This is a genomic window from Pedobacter sp., from assembly GCF_046462515.1.
Lineage (GTDB): Bacteria > Bacteroidota > Bacteroidia > Sphingobacteriales > Sphingobacteriaceae > Pedobacter.
This window is the reverse complement of the sequence record NZ_JBKGVD010000002.1, coordinates 170918-193005: the sequence shown is the minus strand read 5'-3', so window position 1 is coordinate 193005 and position 22088 is coordinate 170918. Positions and strand designations below refer to the sequence as shown.

Annotated in this window: 26 protein-coding genes and 2 pseudogenes; 4 read left to right on the top strand and 24 right to left on the bottom strand. The window is 37.9% G+C overall.

Annotation, left to right across the window (positions count from 1 at the left end; translation table 11 throughout):
* Positions 1-73 precede the first annotated feature (73 nt).
* Together ACLHG9_RS01755 and ACLHG9_RS01750 are read left to right on the top strand one after the other, a co-directional pair.
* Complete coding sequence (locus ACLHG9_RS01755; protein ID WP_409965956.1) at positions 74-511, top strand: DUF1896 domain-containing protein; 438 nt, start codon at positions 74-76, stop codon at positions 509-511.
* Complete coding sequence (locus ACLHG9_RS01750) at positions 498-2606, top strand: N-6 DNA methylase (RefSeq protein WP_410219806.1); 2109 nt, start codon at positions 498-500, stop codon at positions 2604-2606. Before ACLHG9_RS01755 ends, ACLHG9_RS01750 begins: the two co-directional genes overlap by 14 nt.
* A 650-nt stretch (positions 2607-3256) precedes the next feature.
* On the opposite strand, the gene ACLHG9_RS01745 is transcribed toward ACLHG9_RS01750, so the two are convergent.
* The 4 genes from ACLHG9_RS01745 to ACLHG9_RS01730 form a co-directional block, all read right to left on the bottom strand.
* Positions 3257-4060, bottom strand: a complete 804-nt coding sequence (locus ACLHG9_RS01745; protein WP_410219805.1) for a helix-turn-helix domain-containing protein — start codon at positions 4058-4060, stop codon at positions 3257-3259.
* 20 nt (positions 4061-4080) lie between these two features.
* Entirely contained in the window at positions 4081-5067 is a 987-nt protein-coding gene (locus ACLHG9_RS01740) for an aldo/keto reductase (protein ID WP_410219804.1), read from the bottom strand.
* A gap of 3 nt (positions 5068-5070) precedes the next feature.
* Positions 5071-5718: an NAD(P)H-dependent oxidoreductase gene (locus ACLHG9_RS01735; protein WP_379661224.1), complete on the bottom strand. Its 648-nt coding sequence runs from the start codon at positions 5716-5718 to the stop codon at positions 5071-5073.
* Between the two features lie 280 nt (positions 5719-5998).
* Positions 5999-6337: a winged helix-turn-helix transcriptional regulator gene (locus tag ACLHG9_RS01730; protein ID WP_410219803.1), complete on the bottom strand. Its 339-nt coding sequence runs from the start codon at positions 6335-6337 to the stop codon at positions 5999-6001.
* Positions 6338-6451: 114 nt separating this feature from the next.
* On the opposite strand from ACLHG9_RS01730, the gene ACLHG9_RS01725 reads away from it, so the two are divergent.
* The gene (locus ACLHG9_RS01725) at positions 6452-7216 is read left to right on the top strand and encodes an SDR family NAD(P)-dependent oxidoreductase (RefSeq protein WP_410219802.1); all 765 of its coding nucleotides are present in this window, start codon (positions 6452-6454) and stop codon (positions 7214-7216) included.
* 538 nt (positions 7217-7754) lie between these two features.
* On the opposite strand, the gene ACLHG9_RS01720 is transcribed toward ACLHG9_RS01725, so the two are convergent.
* The 8 genes and pseudogenes from ACLHG9_RS01720 to ACLHG9_RS01685 all read right to left on the bottom strand — a co-directional run.
* Complete coding sequence (locus tag ACLHG9_RS01720) at positions 7755-7910, bottom strand: hypothetical protein (protein ID WP_410219801.1); 156 nt, start codon at positions 7908-7910, stop codon at positions 7755-7757.
* On the bottom strand, positions 7910-8347 hold the full coding sequence (locus tag ACLHG9_RS01715; RefSeq protein WP_410219800.1) for a DUF6010 family protein: 438 nt from the start codon (positions 8345-8347) through the stop codon (positions 7910-7912). The genes ACLHG9_RS01720 and ACLHG9_RS01715 overlap by 1 nt, the downstream gene beginning before the upstream one ends.
* 455 nt (positions 8348-8802) lie before the next feature.
* Positions 8803-9162: a rhodanese-like domain-containing protein gene (locus ACLHG9_RS01710; protein ID WP_410219799.1), complete on the bottom strand. Its 360-nt coding sequence runs from the start codon at positions 9160-9162 to the stop codon at positions 8803-8805.
* Positions 9159-9470, bottom strand: a complete 312-nt coding sequence (locus tag ACLHG9_RS01705; protein ID WP_410219798.1) for a DUF3817 domain-containing protein — start codon at positions 9468-9470, stop codon at positions 9159-9161. The genes ACLHG9_RS01710 and ACLHG9_RS01705 overlap by 4 nt, the downstream gene beginning before the upstream one ends.
* Before the next feature lie 37 nt (positions 9471-9507).
* Positions 9508-9966 carry a hypothetical protein gene (locus ACLHG9_RS01700; RefSeq protein ID WP_410219797.1) on the bottom strand — a complete coding sequence of 153 codons (459 nt, stop codon included), beginning with the start codon at positions 9964-9966 and terminating at the stop codon, positions 9508-9510.
* 56 nt (positions 9967-10022) lie between these two features.
* Complete coding sequence (locus tag ACLHG9_RS01695; protein WP_410219796.1) at positions 10023-10418, bottom strand: hypothetical protein; 396 nt, start codon at positions 10416-10418, stop codon at positions 10023-10025.
* 80 nt (positions 10419-10498) lie between these two features.
* Positions 10499-11089 carry a TetR/AcrR family transcriptional regulator gene (locus ACLHG9_RS01690; RefSeq protein ID WP_410219795.1) on the bottom strand — a complete coding sequence of 197 codons (591 nt, stop codon included), beginning with the start codon at positions 11087-11089 and terminating at the stop codon, positions 10499-10501.
* A 112-nt stretch (positions 11090-11201) separates the two neighbouring features.
* Positions 11202-12593: pseudogene (locus ACLHG9_RS01685) on the bottom strand (TraM recognition domain-containing protein); the annotation flags it as partial.
* On the opposite strand from ACLHG9_RS01685, the pseudogene ACLHG9_RS01680 reads away from it, so the two are divergent.
* Positions 12589-15510 (top strand): annotated as a pseudogene (locus ACLHG9_RS01680) (helicase-related protein); the annotation flags it as partial. The pseudogenes ACLHG9_RS01685 and ACLHG9_RS01680 overlap by 5 nt on opposite strands.
* 9 nt (positions 15511-15519) lie before the next feature.
* Here the strand turns inward: ACLHG9_RS01680 and ACLHG9_RS01675 are convergent.
* The 12 genes from ACLHG9_RS01675 to ACLHG9_RS01620 form a co-directional block, all read right to left on the bottom strand.
* Positions 15520-16347, bottom strand: a complete 828-nt coding sequence (locus tag ACLHG9_RS01675; protein ID WP_410219794.1) for an RteC domain-containing protein — start codon at positions 16345-16347, stop codon at positions 15520-15522.
* An 89-nt stretch (positions 16348-16436) separates the two neighbouring features.
* Positions 16437-16808, bottom strand: a complete 372-nt coding sequence (locus ACLHG9_RS01670; RefSeq protein ID WP_410219793.1) for a cupin domain-containing protein — start codon at positions 16806-16808, stop codon at positions 16437-16439.
* A complete protein-coding gene (locus ACLHG9_RS01665; protein ID WP_410219792.1) occupies positions 16798-17349 on the bottom strand; it encodes a DUF1572 family protein in 552 nt (183 codons plus the stop codon). The genes ACLHG9_RS01670 and ACLHG9_RS01665 overlap by 11 nt, the downstream gene beginning before the upstream one ends.
* Before the next feature lie 4 nt (positions 17350-17353).
* On the bottom strand, positions 17354-17893 hold the full coding sequence (locus ACLHG9_RS01660) for an AAA family ATPase (protein ID WP_410219791.1): 540 nt from the start codon (positions 17891-17893) through the stop codon (positions 17354-17356).
* Positions 17893-18243 carry a nuclear transport factor 2 family protein gene (locus ACLHG9_RS01655; RefSeq protein ID WP_410219790.1) on the bottom strand — a complete coding sequence of 117 codons (351 nt, stop codon included), beginning with the start codon at positions 18241-18243 and terminating at the stop codon, positions 17893-17895. Before ACLHG9_RS01655 ends, ACLHG9_RS01660 begins: the two co-directional genes overlap by 1 nt.
* Before the next feature lie 6 nt (positions 18244-18249).
* Positions 18250-18753 (bottom strand): DinB family protein, encoded by a 504-nt coding sequence (locus tag ACLHG9_RS01650; protein ID WP_410219789.1) that lies wholly within the window; start codon positions 18751-18753, stop codon positions 18250-18252.
* 10 nt (positions 18754-18763) lie between these two features.
* On the bottom strand, positions 18764-19117 hold the full coding sequence (locus ACLHG9_RS01645) for a DUF6176 family protein (RefSeq protein ID WP_410219788.1): 354 nt from the start codon (positions 19115-19117) through the stop codon (positions 18764-18766).
* Between the two features lie 3 nt (positions 19118-19120).
* The gene (locus ACLHG9_RS01640) at positions 19121-19567 is read right to left on the bottom strand and encodes a PaaI family thioesterase (RefSeq protein WP_410219787.1); all 447 of its coding nucleotides are present in this window, start codon (positions 19565-19567) and stop codon (positions 19121-19123) included.
* A gap of 3 nt (positions 19568-19570) precedes the next feature.
* Positions 19571-20011 carry a GNAT family N-acetyltransferase gene (locus ACLHG9_RS01635; RefSeq protein ID WP_410219786.1) on the bottom strand — a complete coding sequence of 147 codons (441 nt, stop codon included), beginning with the start codon at positions 20009-20011 and terminating at the stop codon, positions 19571-19573.
* Complete coding sequence (locus ACLHG9_RS01630) at positions 20002-20535, bottom strand: YfiT family bacillithiol transferase (protein ID WP_410219785.1); 534 nt, start codon at positions 20533-20535, stop codon at positions 20002-20004. The genes ACLHG9_RS01635 and ACLHG9_RS01630 overlap by 10 nt, the downstream gene beginning before the upstream one ends.
* 10 nt (positions 20536-20545) lie before the next feature.
* Positions 20546-21592: a branched-chain amino acid aminotransferase gene (locus ACLHG9_RS01625; protein ID WP_410219784.1), complete on the bottom strand. Its 1047-nt coding sequence runs from the start codon at positions 21590-21592 to the stop codon at positions 20546-20548.
* Positions 21593-21605: 13 nt separating this feature from the next.
* A complete protein-coding gene (locus ACLHG9_RS01620; protein WP_410219783.1) occupies positions 21606-22079 on the bottom strand; it encodes a GNAT family N-acetyltransferase in 474 nt (157 codons plus the stop codon).
* Positions 22080-22088: the final 9 nt, after the last annotated feature.

The following is a 22088-nucleotide window of genomic DNA, read 5'->3' as shown; positions in this document are numbered from 1 at the left end:
TGCCACATTTTCAAATGCACTCATCTACCGCTATAATTTTAGGCTTTCAGTAAAATCTAAACAAAATTATAGTATGAGTACACAGCAGAAAGACCTATCGTATTTCAGATTGCGATTGCAGGAATTAGTAAACAGTAGCTTCCCCGAAAAGGCACACGACCAAAAATTCATTGATCAGCGTTCATCATGGGCCGCCAATGCCTATGAGGGTGCTTTCCGTTCGGGAAACCCCATTGAGCAATGTAACGAGATAGCCAATTACATACTCTTTGAGGGTTTGCACTTCTCCAAGTTTGATACGGTTTTCCAAGTGGTGTGCAATGAGTTTGACACCCTGATGGCAGACGAGGAACTGCGGCCGTTCGCCCTTAAAATGCTCCCCGTCTGCGATCCTGTTTTTGACCGATATGAACTAACCGATGATTTCGCATACGGTTATGAGTTTGACCTGCTCTACACCGAAATAACCGGAGCCATCGCAATATGGATTGAGGAAAATGGGCTTCAGTAAAAAGCAACATCTCCAACAGAACATTGATGCCCTGCGAATTGCTTTTACACTTGATAAGGAGAACCGGCAAGCCACCGTAGGCGAAAGACTGTCAATGATGCAATACAGCGGATTTGGCGGTCTTAAATTCGTCCTGAACCCCATAGCCGAAGATATAGACATCAACCACTGGCGGAAAAATGACCACGATCTATTCCCGATTACGCAGGAACTCCACCAACTGCTCAAAGAAAATTCCGAAGACGACAAGCAATACCGCCGATATGTGGATGGTATGAAAAGCTCTATACTGACGGCTTTCTATACCCCGCCACAGGTCATTGATGCCATTTCAACCGCCTTGCGTGAAAGCGGTGTAAAGATTGACAAGTTCCTCGAACCCTCCGCAGGTATCGGCTCATTCATCCAATCCTTTTCTGAAAACCAACAACCCAAAGTTACTGCTTATGAAAAGGATTTGCTGACAGGCAAAATACTAAAACACCTTTATCCCGAAAGCACTATTCGCATAAGCGGTTTTGAGGAAATTCCCGAAAAGGAACAAAACAGCTATGATGTAGTTGCAAGCAACATTCCGTTTGGTGATACTTCGGTGTTCGATTTGTCCTTTTCCAGAAGCAAGGACAATGCAAAAGTACAGGCTTCCCGAAGCATTCATAATTATTTCTTTCTGAAAGGGAACAATATGCTCCGTGAGGGCGGTTTGCAGGTTTTCATTACTTCACAGGGGATTTTAAACAGCCCGAAAAACGAACCGATTCGCAGGGCGTTGATGGAAAACAATAACTTAGTTTCGGTTGTCCGACTGCCCAACAACCTGTTTACGGAATATGCAGGTACGGAGGTCGGAAGCGACCTGATTATCCTGCAAAAAAATACAGAAAAACAAAGTCTGACCGAAACGGAAGAACTGTTTTGCCTAAGCAAACAGACCAAATACGATACGCCAAGCAATGCTTTCTTCCGCAATGGTACAAGGGTAATCCATACCGACCGTAAAATAGATACCGACCCGTACGGAAAGCCTGCCATCATCTATACTCATAAAGATGGTGTAGAGGGGATTGCCAAAGATTTGAAGCAAATGCTTTCCGAAGATTTTGGGAAGTACCTGAATTTGGATTTATACAAGGGCGAACGGAACGATGAGCCTGTTATCCAAATTCCGGTTGAGCCAAAGGTAACGCCTCCGGTGATCGAACCTGTTATAGTTCAGCCAAAACCTGTACCAACTCCGGTTATACATCAGGAAAGCCCGCAGGAACTAAAACAGTTGAGCATTTTCGACCTGTTTGAAAATGCGGGCGAGCCAGTAATGGTATCTGCTCCACCCCAAAAAAGAATACAAACCAAAAGACAAAATGCTAAGAAATACAATCGTGAAACAGGTAGTCAAACCGACCTGTTCGGTGGTGCGATGCAGCAACCTTTACCCGCCCCAGTTACGACTAATGCAGCCAATGGAAGTACATCATCCAACGGCAAAAAACTGGAAGTCATCGGCGACCTGTTTTCACAGGCAAACGGAAATAGCCGGGTGGATACACTGGTCGTTCCCATCGTTGCCAACAACACCATTCCTGAGCCTGCTCCGTACAGTGGTGAAGTGCAACCGTTCCACCGAAATGATTGCCTTGTAGAGGATAACGGCTGGGTCGGTCATCTGCAAGACGTAAATACCGCAGACGGTACGGCTGTTTTCCACCCTTTGCAATTGCCGTCCTTGCAAAAAGCAAGAGCCGAAGCGTATATCGGGGTGCGTGATATTTACCAACAGCTTTACAACAAAGAAGCGGAACTGCACACGGAACACAGAGAGGAACGGGAAACCCTTAACCGCTTGTACGATGCCTTTGTCAAAAAGTACGGAAACCTCAACAGTGCCGACAATATCAAGCTCATAAAGACGGATAGTGCAGGTAAGGAAATGCCCTATCTGGAGCGTAATGTTGGCGGTGTCATCCATAAGGCGGATATATTCAACCGCCCCGTAAGTTTCTCTACCGCAACCATAGCAACCGACAATCCCGAAGAAGCGTTAGCGGCTTCGCTGAACAAATACGGAAGGGATTGGATTTGGAATTATATATCCTAAAACCAACACTACGCTCTTAGGTAAAGAACGCTATGACGAATTTCATTTAGCTGGATTAGGTACTTCTGTCAAAGCCGGGCTAAACATTACCTTTTTTAAACACTTCTTTGTTCAGACAGAACTAAAAGGCGGATATATAAATATGTATGACGTACGTACTACTGCCAGTAAAAAAGACAAAGCCATGCACGATTTCTTTTTTGGCGAAACCGTGATTGCTTTTGGAGGTATATTTAGATTATAAAGATTGTACATATAGTGTAAAAGAGCAGTTTTAGAATATCTAAAACGGCTCTTTTAATATATTCCTTAATAAAATGTGCTCAAATTAAAAGCTATTTTGTACTTCTTAAAAATAGTGACAGTAATTTTTTATACAGTTCAGACAAAAGCACTTTAAGATCACAGAATTTAACAGGAGGGCAAATAACAAGCTAATTACATCAAGTCAAACCCTTGTTGCTTCTTTTTAGGTGTCAATCCATCAAAGAGGTTAGTTTTTATATTTTAAGCAAAAATAGGAGTTATATAACGGTTACCGATGTTAACGGAAGGTGTTATTAGTTCCAAATTTTATTCATTTTAATAAATAGTATTGGGTTTTATATTGCGAAAATTGTATGTTACGCAAGCAGCTTTGTTTCTAATACTTACCTATTATATTTTTTATTTAGCTCTGTAAGTTCAGTGGGGGATATGCCAAATTGTTTTTTGAAAGCTGTTGAGAAATGCGATAACGTTTCAAATCCTAAATCCAGATAAATATCAGAAGGCTTTTTGTCTTTTTTTTCGATTAAAAAATAGGCTTCCTGCAATCGTCGTTTTACCAACCAGCGATTAGGGGTTTCGTTAAATATGATTTTGAAATCTCTTTTGAAAGCGGATAAACTGCGCCCTGTAAGATAAGCAAAGCGTTCGATGTTTACGTTGAACATGAAGTTCTTATTCATAAAGGCTTCCAGGTTTATCTTATCGGGAATACCATAATCAAAAAATAAACCTGATAATTCCGGTTTTAATTTCAATAATATGAGTAACAATTCTTCCCGTTTCAAATCTGCAAATGTTTCATCTATCTTTCCAGCTGAATTGTAATAAGGAATTAATGAGCGAATGAAATTCGTCAATAATGAGTTCTTTGGAATGTGCATAAACGTTTCATTTGACCTGAATACGACTATTTCGGATGCATATCTTTCTTGAAATTTTTTAAGAAACACTTCATCTAAAATAATGAATGTTGTTTTTGCCTGACTGTTCTTTTCCTTACTGTATTTTGATAATCGGTTTTTGCGGATAAGTCCAAAATCGCCTGATTTAAAGGTGTGCATTTTATTTCCGTCATAACATTTGGTAGTTCCTTCTTTCACAAAAAAGAAAGTATGCTCGTAAATAAAATGTTCTCCCGAAATTTCTGAACTTACACAATCAGATGATTTTATCGTTGCCCTCATAATAATTGCAAATTTAAAAATTATGACGCTGCCCAAGCCAAAAATGCAGGCGGATAACGGTCTCCTTTTATTGCACCTTCTTTAAATTCGTTGTTTAAGCACTCCATTTCTTCTCTCGTAAAAATTATTTCCAATGCTTTTAAGTTATCCGCTATCCTTTCAGGTTTTGTCATTCCAACAATGGGAATCATATCGTTCCCCTGATTTAATAACCAAGCCAACGCTACCTGACTGGCAATCATTCCTTTGTTTGCCGCAAATTCTTTTAGCCATTCTACTTTCCGTAGATTATGTTCCAGATTTTCTCCCTGAAATCGGGGGAACATACTTTTGTAATCGTTTGGCGCTAAAGGCAAACGCATTTTACCTGTAAGCAATCCATAATAAAAAGCAGAATACGGAACGATAGCGGTTCCCAACGTTCTCGCTATCGGCAAAATCTCTTTTTCAATAAAACGTGTTGCCAAAGAGTATTCAATTTCCAACGCAGCTACTGGATGAATTTTATTGGCACTTTGTAATTGTTCTGCATTGGCTTCTGACAAACCCAAGTATCGTACTTTCCCTTCATCAATCAAATCCTTGACAGCACCCACTGTTTCCTCAATCGGAATGTTTGGGTCAATACGGCAAGGTTGGTACAGATCAATCTCATCCACACCTAATCGCTTTAGCGAATACGCACAATAATTTTTTATAGCTTTCGGGCTACCGTCCAATCCTATAAAGTGTCCCTCAGGATTGATGACAGCACCAGTTTTAACACTTATGAACACTTCTTTTCTTCTTTGTTTAATGACTTCGCCAATCATTAATTCACTAATTCCACAGCCATAAAAATCGGCGGTATTGATGAAATTAATTCCTGCATCTATTGCTTTGTACAATGTATCAGTAAGCTGCTTTTTGGATTGATTCCATGCTGTCATATTATTAATACCCCAGCTTGTTCCGATAGATATTGCAGAAACTTCCGGACCGTTTTTCCCTAATTTTCTTGTGTTCATTCCTTACTTTATTTCCGTTATAAATTCTTCTTTTGGCGTTCTCCATTTTTTTAGTTTTACTAACCAATCATTTTCTTTATCCCGATATCCAATCGGTAATATGACTACACTTTTCAATCCTGATTGATTAAGCCCGAGAAATTCATCCATTTTGGTGTTGTCAAAACCTTCCATTGGCGTAGCATCTACTTTTTGTTCTGCCGCTGCTGCAATAGCCAAGCCATATGAAATATGTGCTTGTTTTGCAGTATGATTTTCTTGCCACTCTTTTCCTAATGATTCATATAAGTTTAAAAGTCGCTGTTTATAGTCTTCTGAGGAATCAATCGGTAAATTACGTTTAGTGGAAGTATTACGCAGTACATTACCTACTCTTTCATCTGTATATTGATCCCACGCAGCCCACACCAATAAATGAGAACAGTCCGCTATCTGATTTTGATTGAAAGGATGATTGTTGAATACAAAATCTTTTAGTTGTTCAAGTGTTTTCCCATTTTTGACGACAAAAATCTTGTATGGCTGCAATCCAGATGATGAGGGTGCGTATCTTGCAGCTTCTAAAATATAGTCTAATTTTTCCTGAGGAACAGTCTGACCGTCCATACGTTTGGTGGCGTAACGCCATTTCAAATCTTCTAATAAAGCCATTGTGAAAATTATTTTATACTGCAAAGTTCGGTACAAAAAATCCAAATAACTTTCCTGAAAAGTCCAAAGTTTGTTTTCTGAAAAGTCCAGATATTTAGGGAGAAAAGAAAACGTATTGTTTTTGGATAGCGAGGACTTTTTTATTGGCTTACGGGGTTTTTACGTGCTGCGTATTAACAATGAACGGGATTTAGCACTGAACTTTAATCGAAGAACAGAAGTTGAATTTTGTACTTCCCTTGATACGAAACCGTTCCGTCCTCCTATTGCCAATACGATGTTAGTCGCTGCTCTTTTTATTTACATTCTGTTGAAATTCTGTTGCCCATTGGTTCATTTGGTCAAGCAGGGGTTTCATGGTTAAACCCTCTTTTGTCAAGCTGTATTCAACTGTTATCGGAACGGTATTGAATGTTTGTCGATTTACAATTCCTGCGGCTTCTAAGTCTTTTAATTCTTTGATGAGCATTTTGGCTGAGATTCCTTCTATTTCTCGTTCCAACTCTTTAAAACGTTTCTTGCCAAAATACAGTATTGAAAGAATATGCAATTTCCATTTCCCACCCAAAACCTGCAAGATAAACTGCAATGGCTCCACATTTTTTTTACATTTTTCCATATCTATCTAATTAATTATCAACTAAAGTAACTTTTTGGTTATTAGTATACTTTATTGTAACTACTTTCAAAAGTATATTATTAGTTTTACATTTACAACTCAAAACGAAAAATTATGCTGAAAGGTAGAACGATTTTAATTACAGGTGGTGGTTCAGGAATTGGCGAAGCACTTACAAACAAGTTGTCAAACGACAACAAAATAATCATTTGCGGAAGAAATGAAGATAAACTTAAAAAGGTTGTCGCTGCAAATAAGAATGTGTCCTATTATGTTTCCGATATTTCTGTTGCCAGCGAAATTGATGAACTTTTTAAAAGGATAAAATCAGACGGAATTGTCTTAGATGTTTTGTTCAATAACGCAGGTGTCGTTGAGCAATGGAATATTACAAAATCTACCTTGTCTTCTACTCAAATTTTTGAAAAGATAAACACCAATTTGTCGGGCGCTATTGCGATTACGCAACAGTTTGTCAGCCAGGCAAACAAAACTGTGGATAATGTAATAGTAAATATCAGCTCTACAGTTGCAATCTTTCCTTTTTCTGCTTTAGGTCTGTATTCCACGTCCAAGTCAGGTTTGAGCATATTTACAAAAATGATACGGCAACAACTGAAAGGAACAAATTTCAAAGTTGTTGAAATTCTTCCGTCCCAAGTAGAAACTGAAATGCCGAAAAAAGTAGGATTTACCTCAAAAGGTGTAAATGTTCAGGATTTTGCAAGTAAAACGATTAAGGCAATTAATAAAGGAAAAACAGAATACTCGCCTGACCCGAATGTTTTCATGCTTAAATTTTTTAATAGACTGTTACCCAAAAGTAGCTTGTTGAATATGGCTGATAAAATCGGTAAAAAAATACTAAAAAGTCAGTAATAACCGCTTTTTGTGTTTCCTTAATCCTGTTGTACCAAATGCTGCAAGTATGGATCATTTTTAATACGTTCCAGCTCGGTTTCGACAACATGCACAACATCTGATTTTATTTGACGTTAGTTGCTCTCTATTTCCTGTTTCATTTTGTCCTCACCCTGTTCATTAACAAAGGACAAGTTTTAAATAACCTATTTGTTTGTGCCTGTTTCATAATGTTTTCAAGCTAAAGTTTTTGGCAATCATCTGCTTTGTAAATTCTTGCTATTGTATATCATTATTTTCGATTACAGGTTGTTGTCTCATATCAGTATTAAAGGATTTTTCTCTCAATTGCAGAACCGAATAGAAACTATTATCGGTTCTTCAACGATTTCAAATGCTGTTCCAAACTTGTAAAAGTCGCTTCATCCATTTTTATATACAGGGTTAGCAGTTTTGTTTATCGTTTTCCATTCGAAGCAGTAAACCGAAGGGAAAACGATAACTAATTTTAGCATTAAAGTTCAGTTTTTAACATTAGCTTTTATCTATACTTAGACTACGGAGTATATTTAATCAATATAGAAGGTCTTAAACGGAATTGTAAATTTTCTATATTTAAATAGGCTACTACCAATCTATAATTAGTATATCCACCAGAAATTGCAACAAAGAACCTGATTGCTGTCTGCAATAATAGTAATGCTGTCTGCATTATGATGTCATTAATTTACGCTTTTTAAAAAAATCAAAAACAGAAGGAGCTCCCATGAAAAACCAAATTGCTATAACAGGATCACACACTGCACACCCCGCGGACGAAGTAGGCGCTAAATAGACAATGGGATTACCATATAAATGATGTAGAATATCCCAAACCGTATGGAGCAACCAGCCTATCCCGATAAAATACTTATGCTTCAGTCCTTTATAAGCTACAAATATCATTAGAGCTCCGAAAAGAAATTCCCAGAGTCCTAAACCTCCACTCCAATAAACAGCTCCTGCTCCAGCAATTATCAAAGCATTAACTTTTTGTCTGGTTGGTTCCTTCAATAAGGACATGATTGTAATAAAAGCGAAAGCAATTGCGATCGCCGATAAAGCATTAAGGAATGTAAATTCCGCTACGGTGTGAGAATGTGTATTCATTGTTTTAAATTTTAAGTTATTATATGAATCAATACATACCAATTGGTATGTGTTTTTTTTTAAAAACATCCTAAAAACTGTAAATAATTCATGAGCTCTTTTAAGTATGGTAAATAGATGCTAGAGTTGGTCTCAAAATTCCTTTTGGAATCTCATTTTTATTGTTTTACTATTGGTAATAATATAAAACGGTCTTTATCTGCATCATCTGTAAACATAGGATAAGCTATTTCAAAAGGTAAAGCCTCCTTTATAGGAATTAACTTATATATTTATCCCTTAAAAAAATTGTATTTGGAAAGCTTTTCCTTTAAAACAATTGTATTCTTTATGTCGTAGTTTAGAAATGTGTGATTTAAAAACACTTTAAATGCTACAACACCTACAGAAATAGCAACAATGTAAATTTTCTTCATAAAAAACTTTTCAGTAACTATAATATGTTGCTGGTTCTCCTACTTCTTGTTAATAATCTTTTGCAAATCGCTCCACGCACCACCATTATAGACATTTTTAAATCCACGTTCTTTCAATAGGTTTTCTACTTTTACGCTTCTTAATCCGTGAGAACAAGTGGTTATGTAGGTTTTTGAGGAGTCAAGCTCGATATATCTATCTCTGATTTCACCTAAAGAAATATTAACAGAACCGTCGATGTGGCCAGTTGCATATTCTCCTGCTGTTCTAACATCAAGAATAATAGCTCCGTTTTCAATTTTCTTATCCAATCCATCTGCTAAGTTTATATAGCGATAAGTACGGTAAGCCAAATAAATGAGCACAATACCGATAGCAGTAATCAACAGGTATTTCATTTGTCGCCTATATTTTTTAGAAATTTATAATCCACGTAAAAAGTGCCAAAAGGTATAAGGCATGACGCCAATATCATTCCCGTAGTTTTAGCTTTCCATTTTTGTTCAATACCGGCGCTAAATGTATTTAGCAGAAACAATAAAAAAAGTGCTCCGTGAATCGGTCCCATCATTTTAGTTAGCGATTCATCATTGTACCAGTATTTCATGGGAACCGCAATAAATACCAAAACAATCAGTGAAATTCCCTCTAAAAAACCCATTATTCTGAGTCTTCCAATTTTTGTTCTCAAGAGTTTTAATATCATTGTCATAAATTTAGAATGTTAATTAATATCCTCATAATCATCTGAAATAAGGCCTGTTTGCTAAGGGAGAAAATGGCCAAGGTATAGCTATGAATATAATGACCAATGCAACAGTAAACCAAATCATCATTGTTTTAAATTTAGCCACATCAGTTTCCTTTCTTTTTGCGACAGCAGAGCCTATAGTAATCAATACTATAGAAATCAACATTAAAGAACTGTGAATCACTCCAAAAAATAACATGTTGAAATCCTTACCCGTTGTTTTGGAATTGGCAAGAAAGTATTGCACCAGTGGGCTTTGAAAATATAGAACCATACCAATCATTAGTTGGATGTGGGCAATCGTTGCTGTCCAATGTCGTATTACTTTATCAGTTTTGGTAAATTCTGATTTAGTGAAATAACCTTTGTAGGCTCGATACAGTGCTAATAACAAACTTGCCAATACAAGCCATCGCATCGAGTTGTGATAAAATGTGAGTGTCTGATACATTGTTTTAAATAAAAAAAGATACTAATCAGTATGTTTTTGGTTAAAAAATATGTTTATTATAATAGTTTTAATTCTTTATTGACTGAAAACAAATTCAGTCTAACGCACCAGTCGAAAAAGCGGTGCAGTTCAGATTTATCCAATCTTTCAAATTGGAATATTCTATGTGGAAATGGTATTAGATTCGTATAAACGCCTGTTGTTGAAAAATGAATTAGTATATATTTAATTTCTCTTTCGTCGATTACCATCTGATTTTGGCTTTCTGAAAAATCGTTTTCATCAATAGTTATTACACACGGTTTTTTGCGTAAAAAAGTTGAGTAATAGTTATCGTCATAGAAATTACCTTGTACAATTACTTCATTTCCATTGTTCCAAAAGAAGTCTGCTATATCATAAAGCAATTCCTCCTCCTGATTATTTTTTATTATAAGGTATCTGCCATTCATTATTATCTATTCTATGTAAATCGTCATCAGCAAAGATAATTAAAAAAACATACCATTCAGTATGTTTTTTGTAAAAAAAATTATTTTAACGTATTCAAATACATTTTAAGCTCTTTAAGATAAGATAAATACACTTTTTTACTGTTTTCCAGTTTTCCGAAATTTCGTATGCCCCAATAACCAGACATTACGAAGTAGGTTACTTGTTTTGCATTTATATCTCTGCGGATGTGTCCCGATTTTTTCCCATTTTCAATAACAGTTGTTATCATTTTTATCCATTCCTGCGTTATTTCATTCAGAGCAATACTAAACTCTGCGTTCCATGGTGTCATTTCTTGGGTAAAATTGGATGCAGGACAACCAAATTCTACCCTCATAAACTCATCTTTTATCAATAAATGGTACATCAGGTCGTAAATCGCTTCTATCGGGTTTTCAACGTTCCGTAATGGTTCAATAAAACTTTTTGTTAATGCAGGCTTCATCAATTCATTGATGATGGCTAATCCCATTTCATCTTTGTTTTTGAAATGATAGTAAAACGCCCCTTTGGTTACCTGAGTTGTAGCCAATATATCGTCAATACTGGCGTTTTGATATCCTCTGGCGTAAATCAATTCAAAGGATTTTTGTAGAATATTTAAACGTGTTGCTTCTGCCTTTTTCATTAAAGATACTATTTAGTATTTTCTGTAAAGTAAGGGAAAATTATATTTTAAACAAAACAGGATATAATTTTACTACTTAACATCATTTTTTGAAGTAGAATAAAAACTATCATTATTCTAATAAATGCTGTAAATTCGGGTCATTCTTGATACGCCCCAGTTCGCTTTCCACAATCTGAACAACGTCTGCTTTAATCTGCCTGTAATTGGCTTCGATGACCTGCTTCATATTGTCGTTACCGTCTTCATCTGTAAAGGATAATATCTGCGGTATCTTTTTATAGGCTTTGGTTTCGGAGGCTACCTTATCATTGTCCACCACGATTTCAGCATGAAAGATTTTCTGCTCGATACGTTCATCGAAGTTGTCTGCTACCGCTCCGACAAACATACCCTGCGTAAGCGTGGATATTTTCGATGCAGGTATAAGGGTGTCCAATTGGGTGGATATAGACGTGGATTTATCATTCCGATTGATGGTCATGCTTTGGCGTTTTTGTAACACCTTGCCAAAACGCTCACTTAGGTTTTTTGCCGTTTCGCCGACCACCTGACCAGAGAAAACATTACCAACGGTATTTTGGATAACCTTGCTTTCCTTATCGCCGTAATCCCTTGTTAATTGAGAATAGTCTTGGAAACCCAAGCAAACAGCCACCTTATTGCTACGTGCAGTTGCGATAAGGTTGTCCAGTCCTCGGAAATATATCGTTGGCAACTCGTCTATGACAACGGAACTCTTTAACTGTCCTTTCTTATTAATGAGTTTTACAATCCTTGAATTATACAATCCCAAAGCGGAGGAATAGATATTTTGACGGTCGGGGTTATTCCCGACACAAAGTATCTTCGGCTCTTGTGGGTTGTTGATGTCCAGTGAAAAATCATCGCCTGTCATTACCCAATAGAGTTGCGGGCTAATCATTCTTGATAATGGAATTTTTGCGGATGCAATTTGTCCCTGTAACTGGTCTTGTGCTCCGCCTTGCCAGGCATCCATAAAGGGCGACAAATAATTTTCCAGATCTGGATATGAGGTTAAAATGGTGAATACGTCCGAATACTTTTTGTTCAGCAATTCAATGGCGTGCGGGAATGTGCAATACTTGCCGTCTTCATAGATTTTCAGATACCAGATAATGGCTGCAAGCAAGATAATTGGACTTTCCACGAAGAAATCCCCTTGTTTCTGTATCCACGACCTGTTCAAATTAAGCATGATGGTATAGGCCGCTTCATAGGCGTCAGAGATGTCCGTCATGAAATCAGGATTAAGCGGATTGCAACGGTGGCTCTTGCGTGGATCGTCGAAGTTTATCACGTAAAACTTCGGCTGAATTTTGTACTTGTCTCGATGCTTCAGCAAATGATTGTAGGCAATGGTGGAAAGGTCATCGAACTTGAAATCGTAGATATACATTGAAAATCCCTTTTCAATCTGCTGTTTGATGTAGCTGTTTACAATGGCATAAGATTTACCTGACCCAGGGGTTCCCAGCAGGACGTATGACGGGATTGCCCTGCTCAAACACGCCCTTGTCAATACCACGCCGGATATTTCCAAAACAGTACAGGTAGATGGCAAAGATGTGAAGGTGCGGGATATGGAAGCCGTACAAATGGCGAACACCAAGATTGACGAAATCCGAACCGCCTTTACCGATTGGCTTCATGCCCAGAATGATGAGTTTAAAACAAGGCTGACCGATCAGTACAACGATACGTTTAACTGTTTTGTCCGACCGGACTATGACGGCTCGCATCAGGAATTTCCGGGATTAGACCGCAAGGGATTAGGCATTGGCGATCTGTATTCGAGCCAAAAGGATGCCGTCTGGATGATAAAGCTGAACAACGGTGCTATCTGCGACCACGAAGTGGGGGCAGGAAAGACGTTGATCATGTGTACGGGTGCACAGGAAATGAAGCGTTTGGGGTTAGCCCACAAACCAATGATTATCGGGTTGAAAGCCAATATTCCGGAAATAGCCGAAGCCTACCGTACCGCTTATCCCCATGCCAAAATTCTATACCCTGGCATTGATGATTTTACACCCGAAAAGAGATTAAGAATTTTCGGAGATATTAAAAATAACGAGTGGGATTGTGTGATACTCACACACGACCAGTTCGGAATGATTCCCCAATCGCCCGAAATACAAAAGGGAATTTTGCAAATCGAACTAGACAGCGTAGAGGAAAACCTGGATGTTATGCGAAGTCAGGGCGATGACATCACGCAATGGATGCTAAAGGGAGCTGAAAAACAAAAGGAAAACCTCAAAGTCAAGCTAAAAACCCTGCAACACGATATTGAAAACCGCAAAGACGACATTGTGGATTTCAAGATGATGGGCATAGACCATCTGTTGGTAGACGAAAGCCACCAGTTCAAGAACCTGATGTTCAATACAAGGCATTCGAGGGTGGCAGGATTAGGCAATCAACAGGGAAGCCAAAAGGCAATGAACCTGCTTTTTGCTATCCGTACCATACAGGAGCGTACCCAAGCGGATATGGGAGCAACGTTTCTTTCGGGTACAACGATCAGTAATTCGCTTACCGAATTATACCTGCTTTTTAAATACCTGCGACCACGGGCATTGGCAAAACAAGGCATCAATTCTTTTGACGCTTGGGCGGCAATCTACGCAAAGAAAACAACCGATTATGAGTTTTCGGTGGCTAACAATATCGTGGCAAAAGAGCGTTTCCGCTATTTCATCAAAGTACCGGAACTGGCTCAATTCTATTCGGAAATCACGGATTACCGTACTGCCGAAATGATCGGCATCGACCGCCCCGAAAAGAACGAGATATTTTATAACATACCGCCTACGCCAGACCAGGAAGAGTTTATCCAAAAGCTGATGAGGTTTGCCGAAAAAGGCAAAGGCGAATTATTAGGAAGAGCACCTTTATCACAATCGGAAGAAAAAGCAAAAATGCTTATTGCTACAGATTACGCCCGTAAGATGTCATTGGATATGCGAATGGTAAGCCCACATTACGAAGACCATCCCGAGAACAAGGCTTCGCATTGTGCAAAGAATATTGCCAAGTATTACCATAAGTTCAATGCACAGAAAGGCACGCAATTCGTGTTCTCGGATTTAGGTACATATAAACCCAACGAATGGAATGTTTATTCCGAAATCAAACGCAAGCTCGTAGAAGATCACGGCATACCTGCACACGAAATCCGATTTATACAGGAAGCAAAGAACGACAAGCAACGGAAGGCATTGATTAAGGGAACGAACGATGGTACCATCCGTGTGTTGTTCGGCTCTACAAGTATGTTAGGAACAGGTGTCAACGCACAAAAAAGAGCCGTTGCCGTACATCATTTGGATACGCCGTGGCGACCGTCAGACCTTGCCCAACGGGACGGTCGGGCTATAAGAAAAGGCAATGAAATCGCTAAACATTTTAACAACAACAAAGTGGACATAATTATCTATGCCGTAGAAAAGTCGTTGGACAGTTACAAGTTCAACCTGCTGTACAACAAACAGCTATTTATCGACCAACTGAAATCCAACAATCTCGGCAAACGAACGATTGACGAGGGCAGTATGGACGAAAAATCAGGGATGAACTTTTCTGAATATGTGGCTATCCTTATGGGCAATACAGACCTGTTGGACAAAGCCAAGATAGAGAAACAGATTGCCGGATTGGAAAGCGAAAGACAATCGTTCAACCGTTCAAAATCTAATGCCAGATACAAATTGGAAGACTATACGGCTGAACTGGAAAAGGCTCAATCCCGCTTTGACCGGATGAGTCTTGATTGGAACAACCTGCAAGGACGTATCCAAAAACATGCGGACGGCAGTGTTGCCAATCCTGTTCAGTTGGACGGCTTATCGCCCAATCCGGACATCAAACAAATCGGTGCAAAGCTCAACCAGCTTGCGGACAAATCCCGCACAGGCGGAGAATATGAAGAAATCGGCAGCCTTTACGGTTTTCAGCTTTTGGTAAAAACGGAAATGTCGCAAAAAGACGGTGTGGATATCCGTGTCAACCGTTTTCTGATACAGGGCGAGGGAAATATCAAATACACCTATAATAACGGCATCATTGCCAAAGATGAGAAATTGGCATCAATGAATTTCCTTAACGCATTGGAAAAGCTACCGGGCTATATCGAACAGGAGCAAAAGAAAATAACCGAAATTCAAAAGGACGTACCCGTTCTTCAGGAAGTGCTTAACGGTACGTGGAGCAAGGAAAACCGGTTGAGCGAACTTAAAACGGAACTGGCGGCTGTGGAGCGGAAGATACAGCTATCTATTACGCCCGAAACCAAGGAAGAACCTGCGGAACAAGTGGAAAAACCGAAAGAAGCTCCGCAGATTTCAGAAAGTATTGTACGGACAAAAGGTGTTCATCTTCCACGCGGTATATTGTAATCACAATAGTTATTGCTCATCCTGTTCGTCCATTTTCCTGATTAGTGCATCACGCAAACTGTCAATGAATTTGGTACGGTTTATTTTTCGCAATTTCAATTCCATAAATGTATGGTAAAAATCTCCCAAATCAATATTAAAGGCTATTTCAAATGTTCTGGCGATAAGTTTGATGTCTGCACTCCCGTTGTCAAATACACCTTGCGAATACAGGGCGTAAATCAGTTCGGTTAGAGCCGTTTTGCTCCCTGTCCAATTTACACTTGGTGTTACTGATTTGTTTTGGTGGGGTACTTTATAAAGCTGGCCTTCAAGATATACCTGTATCAAATCGTTGGCAATAATCTTGGCAACCTTATAATCGTGCGAGGTGGAGAAGCTGTGGTCAGCTTCAAAATAAAAAGTGTCCAAGCTTAATTTAATGTCGTGTTTGCCCCGAACAAAATATTTATGGTCTAAATAGGTACTGTTTGTCCTGTAATATTTATAAAATTCCAGGTTATTGTCAAAGAATCGCTTTAGCTTCTCCAACTCTTTATGCAGGTATTTCCTAAGAGTTTTCTCGCATCCAAATGGTTTTTTTGTCTCAATTTTGAATATGGCATTATAGTAGATAAGTTTAGAAAGTATTTGAGGCTTTAGGCATTTAAAAAAATATATTTCTTCTTCATCATTTTTAAATCTTCTTTCTAAAATGAATTTCTTCAACTCTGTTAAGCAATCGAGAGTTGTTTTGATTGCTATTTCGGATAAAAAGATTGGTTCGTCTATCTCAAGTGATAATTCCTTTAATTTTTCTTCTAATTGAAAAAGATTTTCATTGCAGTATTTTTTCATCAAAACCAGTCCAACTTTTTGAAATTGTGTACATCTGATAAAAAGGGTGGCATATATATATGCTCAATAAGAGGTATAATACGAATAGATTATTGAGTACTCGAATTTACTCTATCGTTTACATTCCCGGGAAAAGACATCACTAAAAACCGCAAGTCTTCAGAAGTTTCATTTCCAATTTTGTGTATTTGCTTAGCGGAAATTTTAATCCCTTCGTTTTTTAATAAAGAAACTTTTCCATTCTCTAATAAGAATGTGGCCTTACCTTCAAGGATATAGAAAAATTGCTCTGTTTCATTATGAAAATGAAGCTGTTCCTCCGTATGTGGTGGCATTAATTCTTCTTTGACAATAACGTTTTCAGATTGTATAAAAGTCCACGCCTGACAATTATTACCCCATTGATAATATTTTGTATTCTTTGTATTGATAATCATATCACTTTCTTTTTTATAAATCATCTGTATAATGCCGTCTGTCTTTATCCTGCGAAAACTTGCGGCTGTTGTAATCTGCTGATTTGTTTCTTGCTATAGATAACGTTTTCCAATCTTCATTTTTCAGCATTTTGGCTATGAAAACCATTTGTCCGATATGATAAGGATAATGAGCCAATTGCCTGTTAATCGCTTCAGTTACAGTATGACCGTCATTTCGGATGTAAATGATTTTCTCTAAATCTGCCTCCGCAAGTTGGTTTAAAGCATTCATCAGGCAATCCCAACCATTATTCCAATGCTCCATTAATTCAGCTTTGTTCTGAAACGGATTGGTAAATTCCGCATCACGATTTCGCCAGGGCTTTTCTCCGTCTGTGGTCAGGAAATCGGTAAATCGTGACAACATATTTCCTGCAACGTGATTGACCAGAATAGCAATACTGTTGCTTTCCTCGTTATACTGCCAGAATAATTGTTCTTCCTGTAATTGTTCCATTGCTTTTTCTCCAAGCATTTTGTAATACAGGAATTGCTTTTTAATACTTCCTAAATAGCTGTCCATTTCTCTATTTTATTCGGGTTAATACAAATTCTTTTCTTTCATTGATATTACCTATCGGCACGTTTATGACTTCATAACCGTACTTTTCATAAGTACTTTTCATTTGGAAATAAGTGTGTTCTGCCTCCTGCCAATCCTGTTTTCGTTCATTATCTGTTTGATAAATTTCTTTCCAGGGTGGCAGGATAAATACCTTAGGATTATATGAACAATTCAGCACTTTTTTCATAGTTTCTGTTGAAAGTGCATAACCAATCATATCCGCATAACAAACGGCATCCAAAATACCTCGGTCGAAAAAGCAAATTTCATTTGGCAGGCTTGCTGTTGCTCTGTTGTAATCTAAAATGGATACGGCTATCATTTTATCGGTATAAAGTTGTTTGTTTTTCCAAGGCAAAGCATCTCCGTCCGTTTCTGTTTCTTCACGAATAATGCCTCTGGCAGCCTCCGGAATGGTTTTATATCCATTTGCTGACAGAGCATCTAATAAGGTTGTTTTTCCTGCTCCGGGTCCACCCGTTATGACAAAAAAATCCTTCATTATTCGTCAAATTTATAATGTGCTCTCACTTTACTTACTTTCCCATCATTATTCAATTCCATATATTCTGACGAATAGGAATTATTGACGCTTTTGTAAAACAATACGGTTGAATTAGCTCCTTTGAGTTCGTGGTACAATTCAAAGTGCAGGTCGGGGTATTTTTGAAGGGCTTTTGAAAAGTAATTCTTTAAATCACTTTTATTGGAAATTTTACCTTCTGCGTTTATTCCCATTTGCTGGATAATGGGCGAAACAAAATCAATGTTTTCGCTGTAATGTTCCATTATTTTATCCAAATCGTGGCTGTTCCAGGCATCAAGCCATTCTTTTGCAAAGTCTGTATTCATATCCTTTTACTTTAATTGACTGTTTTGAATTACTTCTTCCGAACTCAACCCAAACATTGGCGGTGTTTTAACATCTAATAAATTCAGATAAATATATAGCTGTGCTCTGTTGTGAATTTCGTGTTCGGTCATCGCTCGAAGCCACTTCCAAATCGTTATGGGAGCATTGCCGGGTGTCAGGCATTTGCGTTGTAAATCTTCATCACTCAGACTTTTGAAAATAGCTAATGCTTCTTCGTGTTTCTCGTTGAAATAACTGATTACATTATTGTACCCGTCTGCAAGTTCTTTCCCACACCCATTGTACGTACAGGGATTTCCTGATATGGTTTCAGCAAACATATACCGCTCAATGGTTGCAATGTGTCTTATCTGGTCAGCAATGGTAAATTTGCCGGGCTTGTATGCCCAATCCATATATTTCGGTGGAATAACGGCAATCAGACGATTGGTGCGTTGCCTGATTTTTCCATAGTACTCCAGAAAATTTTCCATATTGGTTATTTCCATACTTATCCTTTTAATCATTTATAATTCTATCGGTTTGCCGAGAGATATAAACCATCTCTTTAAAATCGGGTGCTGTATAACTGAAGTCAATGCATTCTTTGGCAAACCCAAGATGAATTCGGTCTATCTCAAAAATGCCTTTGGCATACTGTTCCAAAGCAAATTCAATATCATCTGCCAGCATATAGAAATACAACCACTGAAAACCTTCTTCTTCCAAAAGAAAAATGTTTTCGAAATAGACTTTTTCGTGTTCGATGGTTTGCAATAATTCTTCTTTTCTACTGTTAAGCGTTTGCATCCATTGATGTAACTGCTCAACTTTTTCGGGTAGAATACGGTATTTGAAGAGCTTTCTTTCCATTGCCTAATCTATTTGTTTGTCGGGTGATTTTTTTGACAACTGCATCAGCGTAACCAATGAAGTCGCTGCTAAAGTTTCTTTTCCTTCAGTTGTAATGGCAAATACATCTGAACGAACTACCGTCAACACTTTTCCGTTTTTGATAACCTGTGCTTTAGCCACAAGTTGTTCACCAATGGCAGGATTTAGGTAGTTTACTTTCAGCTCAACTGTTGTAAAATAACTGTCTTCCGGTTTAGCTGACGCTCCTGCGTAACCTGACGAAACATCCACCAATGAAGCAATGGTACTGCCATTGAACATTCCTGCCGGACGAGCCATAAAATCCTGTTTGGGAACAGTGATTTCAAAATAACCTTCGTCCATTCTGGTTACTTCCGCACCGAATAATTGCATTATTTTGGAACGCCCGAAACTTTCCAATAGTCGTGTTTTTCTTTCATCGTTCATAGCCTAAACATCTTCATAAAGATTATTTCTTTTTATTTCCATCAATCGCTCCGGATTCTCAGGAAGTTGAAATCCAAATTGGCTGTAAAGCAAATGAGCATCTAAGGTTGCCAATAATATCCTTCTCAAACTTCCTGCAAAATCCAATTCCATTATGTATTTCATCATCATTTTTGATAATCCCTTACCTCTGTATTCTTTCAAAACATACACATCCGCCAAATAGCCGAAAGTGGCATAGTCCGTTACCAATCGGGCAAAGCCAATCTGTTTTTCATCTTCAAATAGCCCAATACAAAATGAATTTTGCAATGCCGTTTTTACAGTTTCCAATGGAATACCTTTTGCCCAATAACTTTCCTTACTCAAAAACTGATGGACGGCATTAATATCCATATTTTCAAAGCCAGTTTTTATTTCAATCACCTGATTGCTTATTTCCATTGCATTTGATTTTTCAGGTTTTTGATTTGTGCCAAATGATGATTGCAATGCCAACTGTATTTTGCCATAGCTTCAGCAATCGTTTGGCTTTTGTTTAAATCCGGATGAAAGAACGTTCGATTCCAATCCTGTTTTTCTAAACCTTTTAAAAGTATTGCCCAACGTTCGTGAATGCCTTCCAAGATACTTAATGATGGCAAAATGGATATATGTTTTGCATCAGATAATCCCGCCCATTTTTCTTCTGCAAACGATTTGATAGTCGGATTATCTTCCGTTATTGCAAACTTAATGCGGGCAAAACAATTGATATTGCTATCCGCTAAATGATGAACAACCTGCCTGACAGTCCAACTTCCTTTCCTGTAAGGTGTGTTTAATTGTTTATCGTCTAAACTCATTACCGCTGATTTTAGATTTTTCGGGAATGAAGCAATCATATCAATGAATGACATACACATTTCTTCGGTAATTACTTCCGGCTCTTTGTATTTCCCAATCGGATATTGATTAATCTGTTCCATTTTCTAATGTTTATATAAACCAGTTCCAATTATATTTATCTGAACTTCGCCCTTTTCTGATGTCATTAAGTTGCTTTTTCAGTTTAAACATTGTTGCATCATTTGCGGTATATGGATAATATTCTGTTCCCAAGATATTTATACACTTAACAGGTGAGATAACCGCAGCTGTGCCCACACCAAATATTTCTATCTTTTTACCGGATTGAAATTCATCAATAAGCTCTTGAAGTTGTACTTTCCTTTCTTCGACAATCATTCCCAAATCTTTTGCAATTTGTATAATTGAACTTCTGGTAACTCCGTCAAGAATTGAGGTACTCAACTTCGGTGTAATCAATCTATTATCCATTACAATAGCAATATTCATTGTACCGGCTTCTTCAATATATTCGTGAGTTTTAGCATCTGTCCAAATTACCTGGTCATACCCCTGTATTTTGGCTTGCTGTGCCGGATAAAATGCGGCACCATAATTTCCTCCGCATTTGGCATAACCTACTCCGCCTTCTGCCGCACGTACAAAATCTGTTTCTACTTTTAAACGTACAGGTTCAGAATAATATAATCCCATTGGTGTACATACTATGCAGAATAAATATTCATCCGAAACTTTAACTCCTAATCGAGGTTCTGTGGCAATCATAAACGGACGTATGTATAAACTTATTTCTTGTTCTTCCGGAAGCCAATGTTCTTCCAAACGAACCAACTCTTTCATTCCTCCGATAAATAAATCTTGCCCCACAGCAGGCATACACATTCTTTCCAATGAAACATTAAATCTTCTAAAATGCTTATCAGGACGAAATATGATAACTTGACCATTATCTTGACGAAATGCTTTCATTCCTTCAAATACGGTTTGCCCGTAATGTAAACACAGTGACATCGGGCTTATTTTAATATCGGTGTATGGCACTATGTGAGGTGATTGCCAAGTGCCATCTTTGTAATTACATAGTAAAATATGGTCTGTTGGCTGAACGCCAAATACAAAATCATCATAGTTAAAATTCGATTTCATACTTCTTTCAGACTTTTGGATGTTTATCATTTTTTTACTTCATTTAATGGTTAGCTTTTAAAATCATTTCCATTTTAGTATCTGCCCGTTTGTACTGTCCTTGCTCAATTGCAACTTCTCTAAAACCTAATTTTCTATAAATGCCCAGAGCAGGTTTCAATGCGGATTGTGTGTAGAGCACCAATTTCTCCACGCCCAAATCTTTTGCCTTGTCAATAGCAGCCTGACACAACATTTTTCCTGCTCCGATGCCCTGATAATTTTCATCCACTGCCATTTTGGTCAATTCCATTGTATCATTATTTACTTTTTTCAAAGCGACTGTTCCGATTACCTTACCTCCATAAACGGCAAACAAAATTGTTCCTCCGTCATTTAATATCGCTTCTTCAGGATTAGACAAAACGTATTTGTCAATATCTTCCAACACAAAATATTTTTCTATCCACGCCCGGTTGAATTTTTCAAAAAAGGTTTGCCATTCCGGACGGTAATTTTCTATGGTTATCGTTTTCATAATCCTATT

Bases quoted from the DNA above. Each gene is read 5' to 3' on its own strand.
- ACLHG9_RS01715 (WP_410219800.1), bottom strand. From the start codon at position 8,347: ATGAATACACATTCTCACACCGTAGCGGAATTTACATTCCTTAATGCT.
- ACLHG9_RS01630 (WP_410219785.1), bottom strand. From the start codon at position 20,535: ATGGAACAGATTAATCAATATCCGATTGGGAAATACAAAGAGCCGGAA.
- ACLHG9_RS01640 (WP_410219787.1), bottom strand. From the start codon at position 19,567: ATGAACGATGAAAGAAAAACACGACTATTGGAAAGTTTCGGGCGTTCC.
- ACLHG9_RS01730 (WP_410219803.1), bottom strand. From the start codon at position 6,337: ATGGAAAAATGTAAAAAAAATGTGGAGCCATTGCAGTTTATCTTGCAG.
- ACLHG9_RS01645 (WP_410219788.1), bottom strand. From the start codon at position 19,117: ATGGAAAGAAAGCTCTTCAAATACCGTATTCTACCCGAAAAAGTTGAG.
- ACLHG9_RS01710 (WP_410219799.1), bottom strand. From the start codon at position 9,162: ATGAAATACCTGTTGATTACTGCTATCGGTATTGTGCTCATTTATTTG.
- ACLHG9_RS01670 (WP_410219793.1), bottom strand. From the start codon at position 16,808: ATGATTTATAAAAAAGAAAGTGATATGATTATCAATACAAAGAATACA.
- ACLHG9_RS01625 (WP_410219784.1), bottom strand. From the start codon at position 21,592: ATGATAAACATCCAAAAGTCTGAAAGAAGTATGAAATCGAATTTTAAC.
- ACLHG9_RS01620 (WP_410219783.1), bottom strand. From the start codon at position 22,079: ATGAAAACGATAACCATAGAAAATTACCGTCCGGAATGGCAAACCTTT.
- ACLHG9_RS01755 (WP_409965956.1), top strand. From the start codon at position 74: ATGAGTACACAGCAGAAAGACCTATCGTATTTCAGATTGCGATTGCAG.
- ACLHG9_RS01665 (WP_410219792.1), bottom strand. From the start codon at position 17,349: ATGGACAGCTATTTAGGAAGTATTAAAAAGCAATTCCTGTATTACAAA.
- ACLHG9_RS01650 (WP_410219789.1), bottom strand. From the start codon at position 18,753: ATGGAAATAACCAATATGGAAAATTTTCTGGAGTACTATGGAAAAATC.
- ACLHG9_RS01660 (WP_410219791.1), bottom strand. From the start codon at position 17,893: ATGAAGGATTTTTTTGTCATAACGGGTGGACCCGGAGCAGGAAAAACA.
- ACLHG9_RS01635 (WP_410219786.1), bottom strand. From the start codon at position 20,011: ATGGAAATAAGCAATCAGGTGATTGAAATAAAAACTGGCTTTGAAAAT.
- ACLHG9_RS01720 (WP_410219801.1), bottom strand. From the start codon at position 7,910: ATGCAGACAGCATTACTATTATTGCAGACAGCAATCAGGTTCTTTGTT.
- ACLHG9_RS01695 (WP_410219796.1), bottom strand. From the start codon at position 10,418: ATGAATGGCAGATACCTTATAATAAAAAATAATCAGGAGGAGGAATTG.
- ACLHG9_RS01735 (WP_379661224.1), bottom strand. From the start codon at position 5,718: ATGGCTTTATTAGAAGATTTGAAATGGCGTTACGCCACCAAACGTATG.
- ACLHG9_RS01750 (WP_410219806.1), top strand. From the start codon at position 498: ATGGGCTTCAGTAAAAAGCAACATCTCCAACAGAACATTGATGCCCTG.
- ACLHG9_RS01725 (WP_410219802.1), top strand. From the start codon at position 6,452: ATGCTGAAAGGTAGAACGATTTTAATTACAGGTGGTGGTTCAGGAATT.
- ACLHG9_RS01745 (WP_410219805.1), bottom strand. From the start codon at position 4,060: ATGAGGGCAACGATAAAATCATCTGATTGTGTAAGTTCAGAAATTTCG.
- ACLHG9_RS01675 (WP_410219794.1), bottom strand. From the start codon at position 16,347: ATGAAAAAATACTGCAATGAAAATCTTTTTCAATTAGAAGAAAAATTA.
- ACLHG9_RS01655 (WP_410219790.1), bottom strand. From the start codon at position 18,243: ATGAATACAGACTTTGCAAAAGAATGGCTTGATGCCTGGAACAGCCAC.
- ACLHG9_RS01690 (WP_410219795.1), bottom strand. From the start codon at position 11,089: ATGAAAAAGGCAGAAGCAACACGTTTAAATATTCTACAAAAATCCTTT.
- ACLHG9_RS01740 (WP_410219804.1), bottom strand. From the start codon at position 5,067: ATGAACACAAGAAAATTAGGGAAAAACGGTCCGGAAGTTTCTGCAATA.
- ACLHG9_RS01705 (WP_410219798.1), bottom strand. From the start codon at position 9,470: ATGATATTAAAACTCTTGAGAACAAAAATTGGAAGACTCAGAATAATG.
- ACLHG9_RS01700 (WP_410219797.1), bottom strand. From the start codon at position 9,966: ATGTATCAGACACTCACATTTTATCACAACTCGATGCGATGGCTTGTA.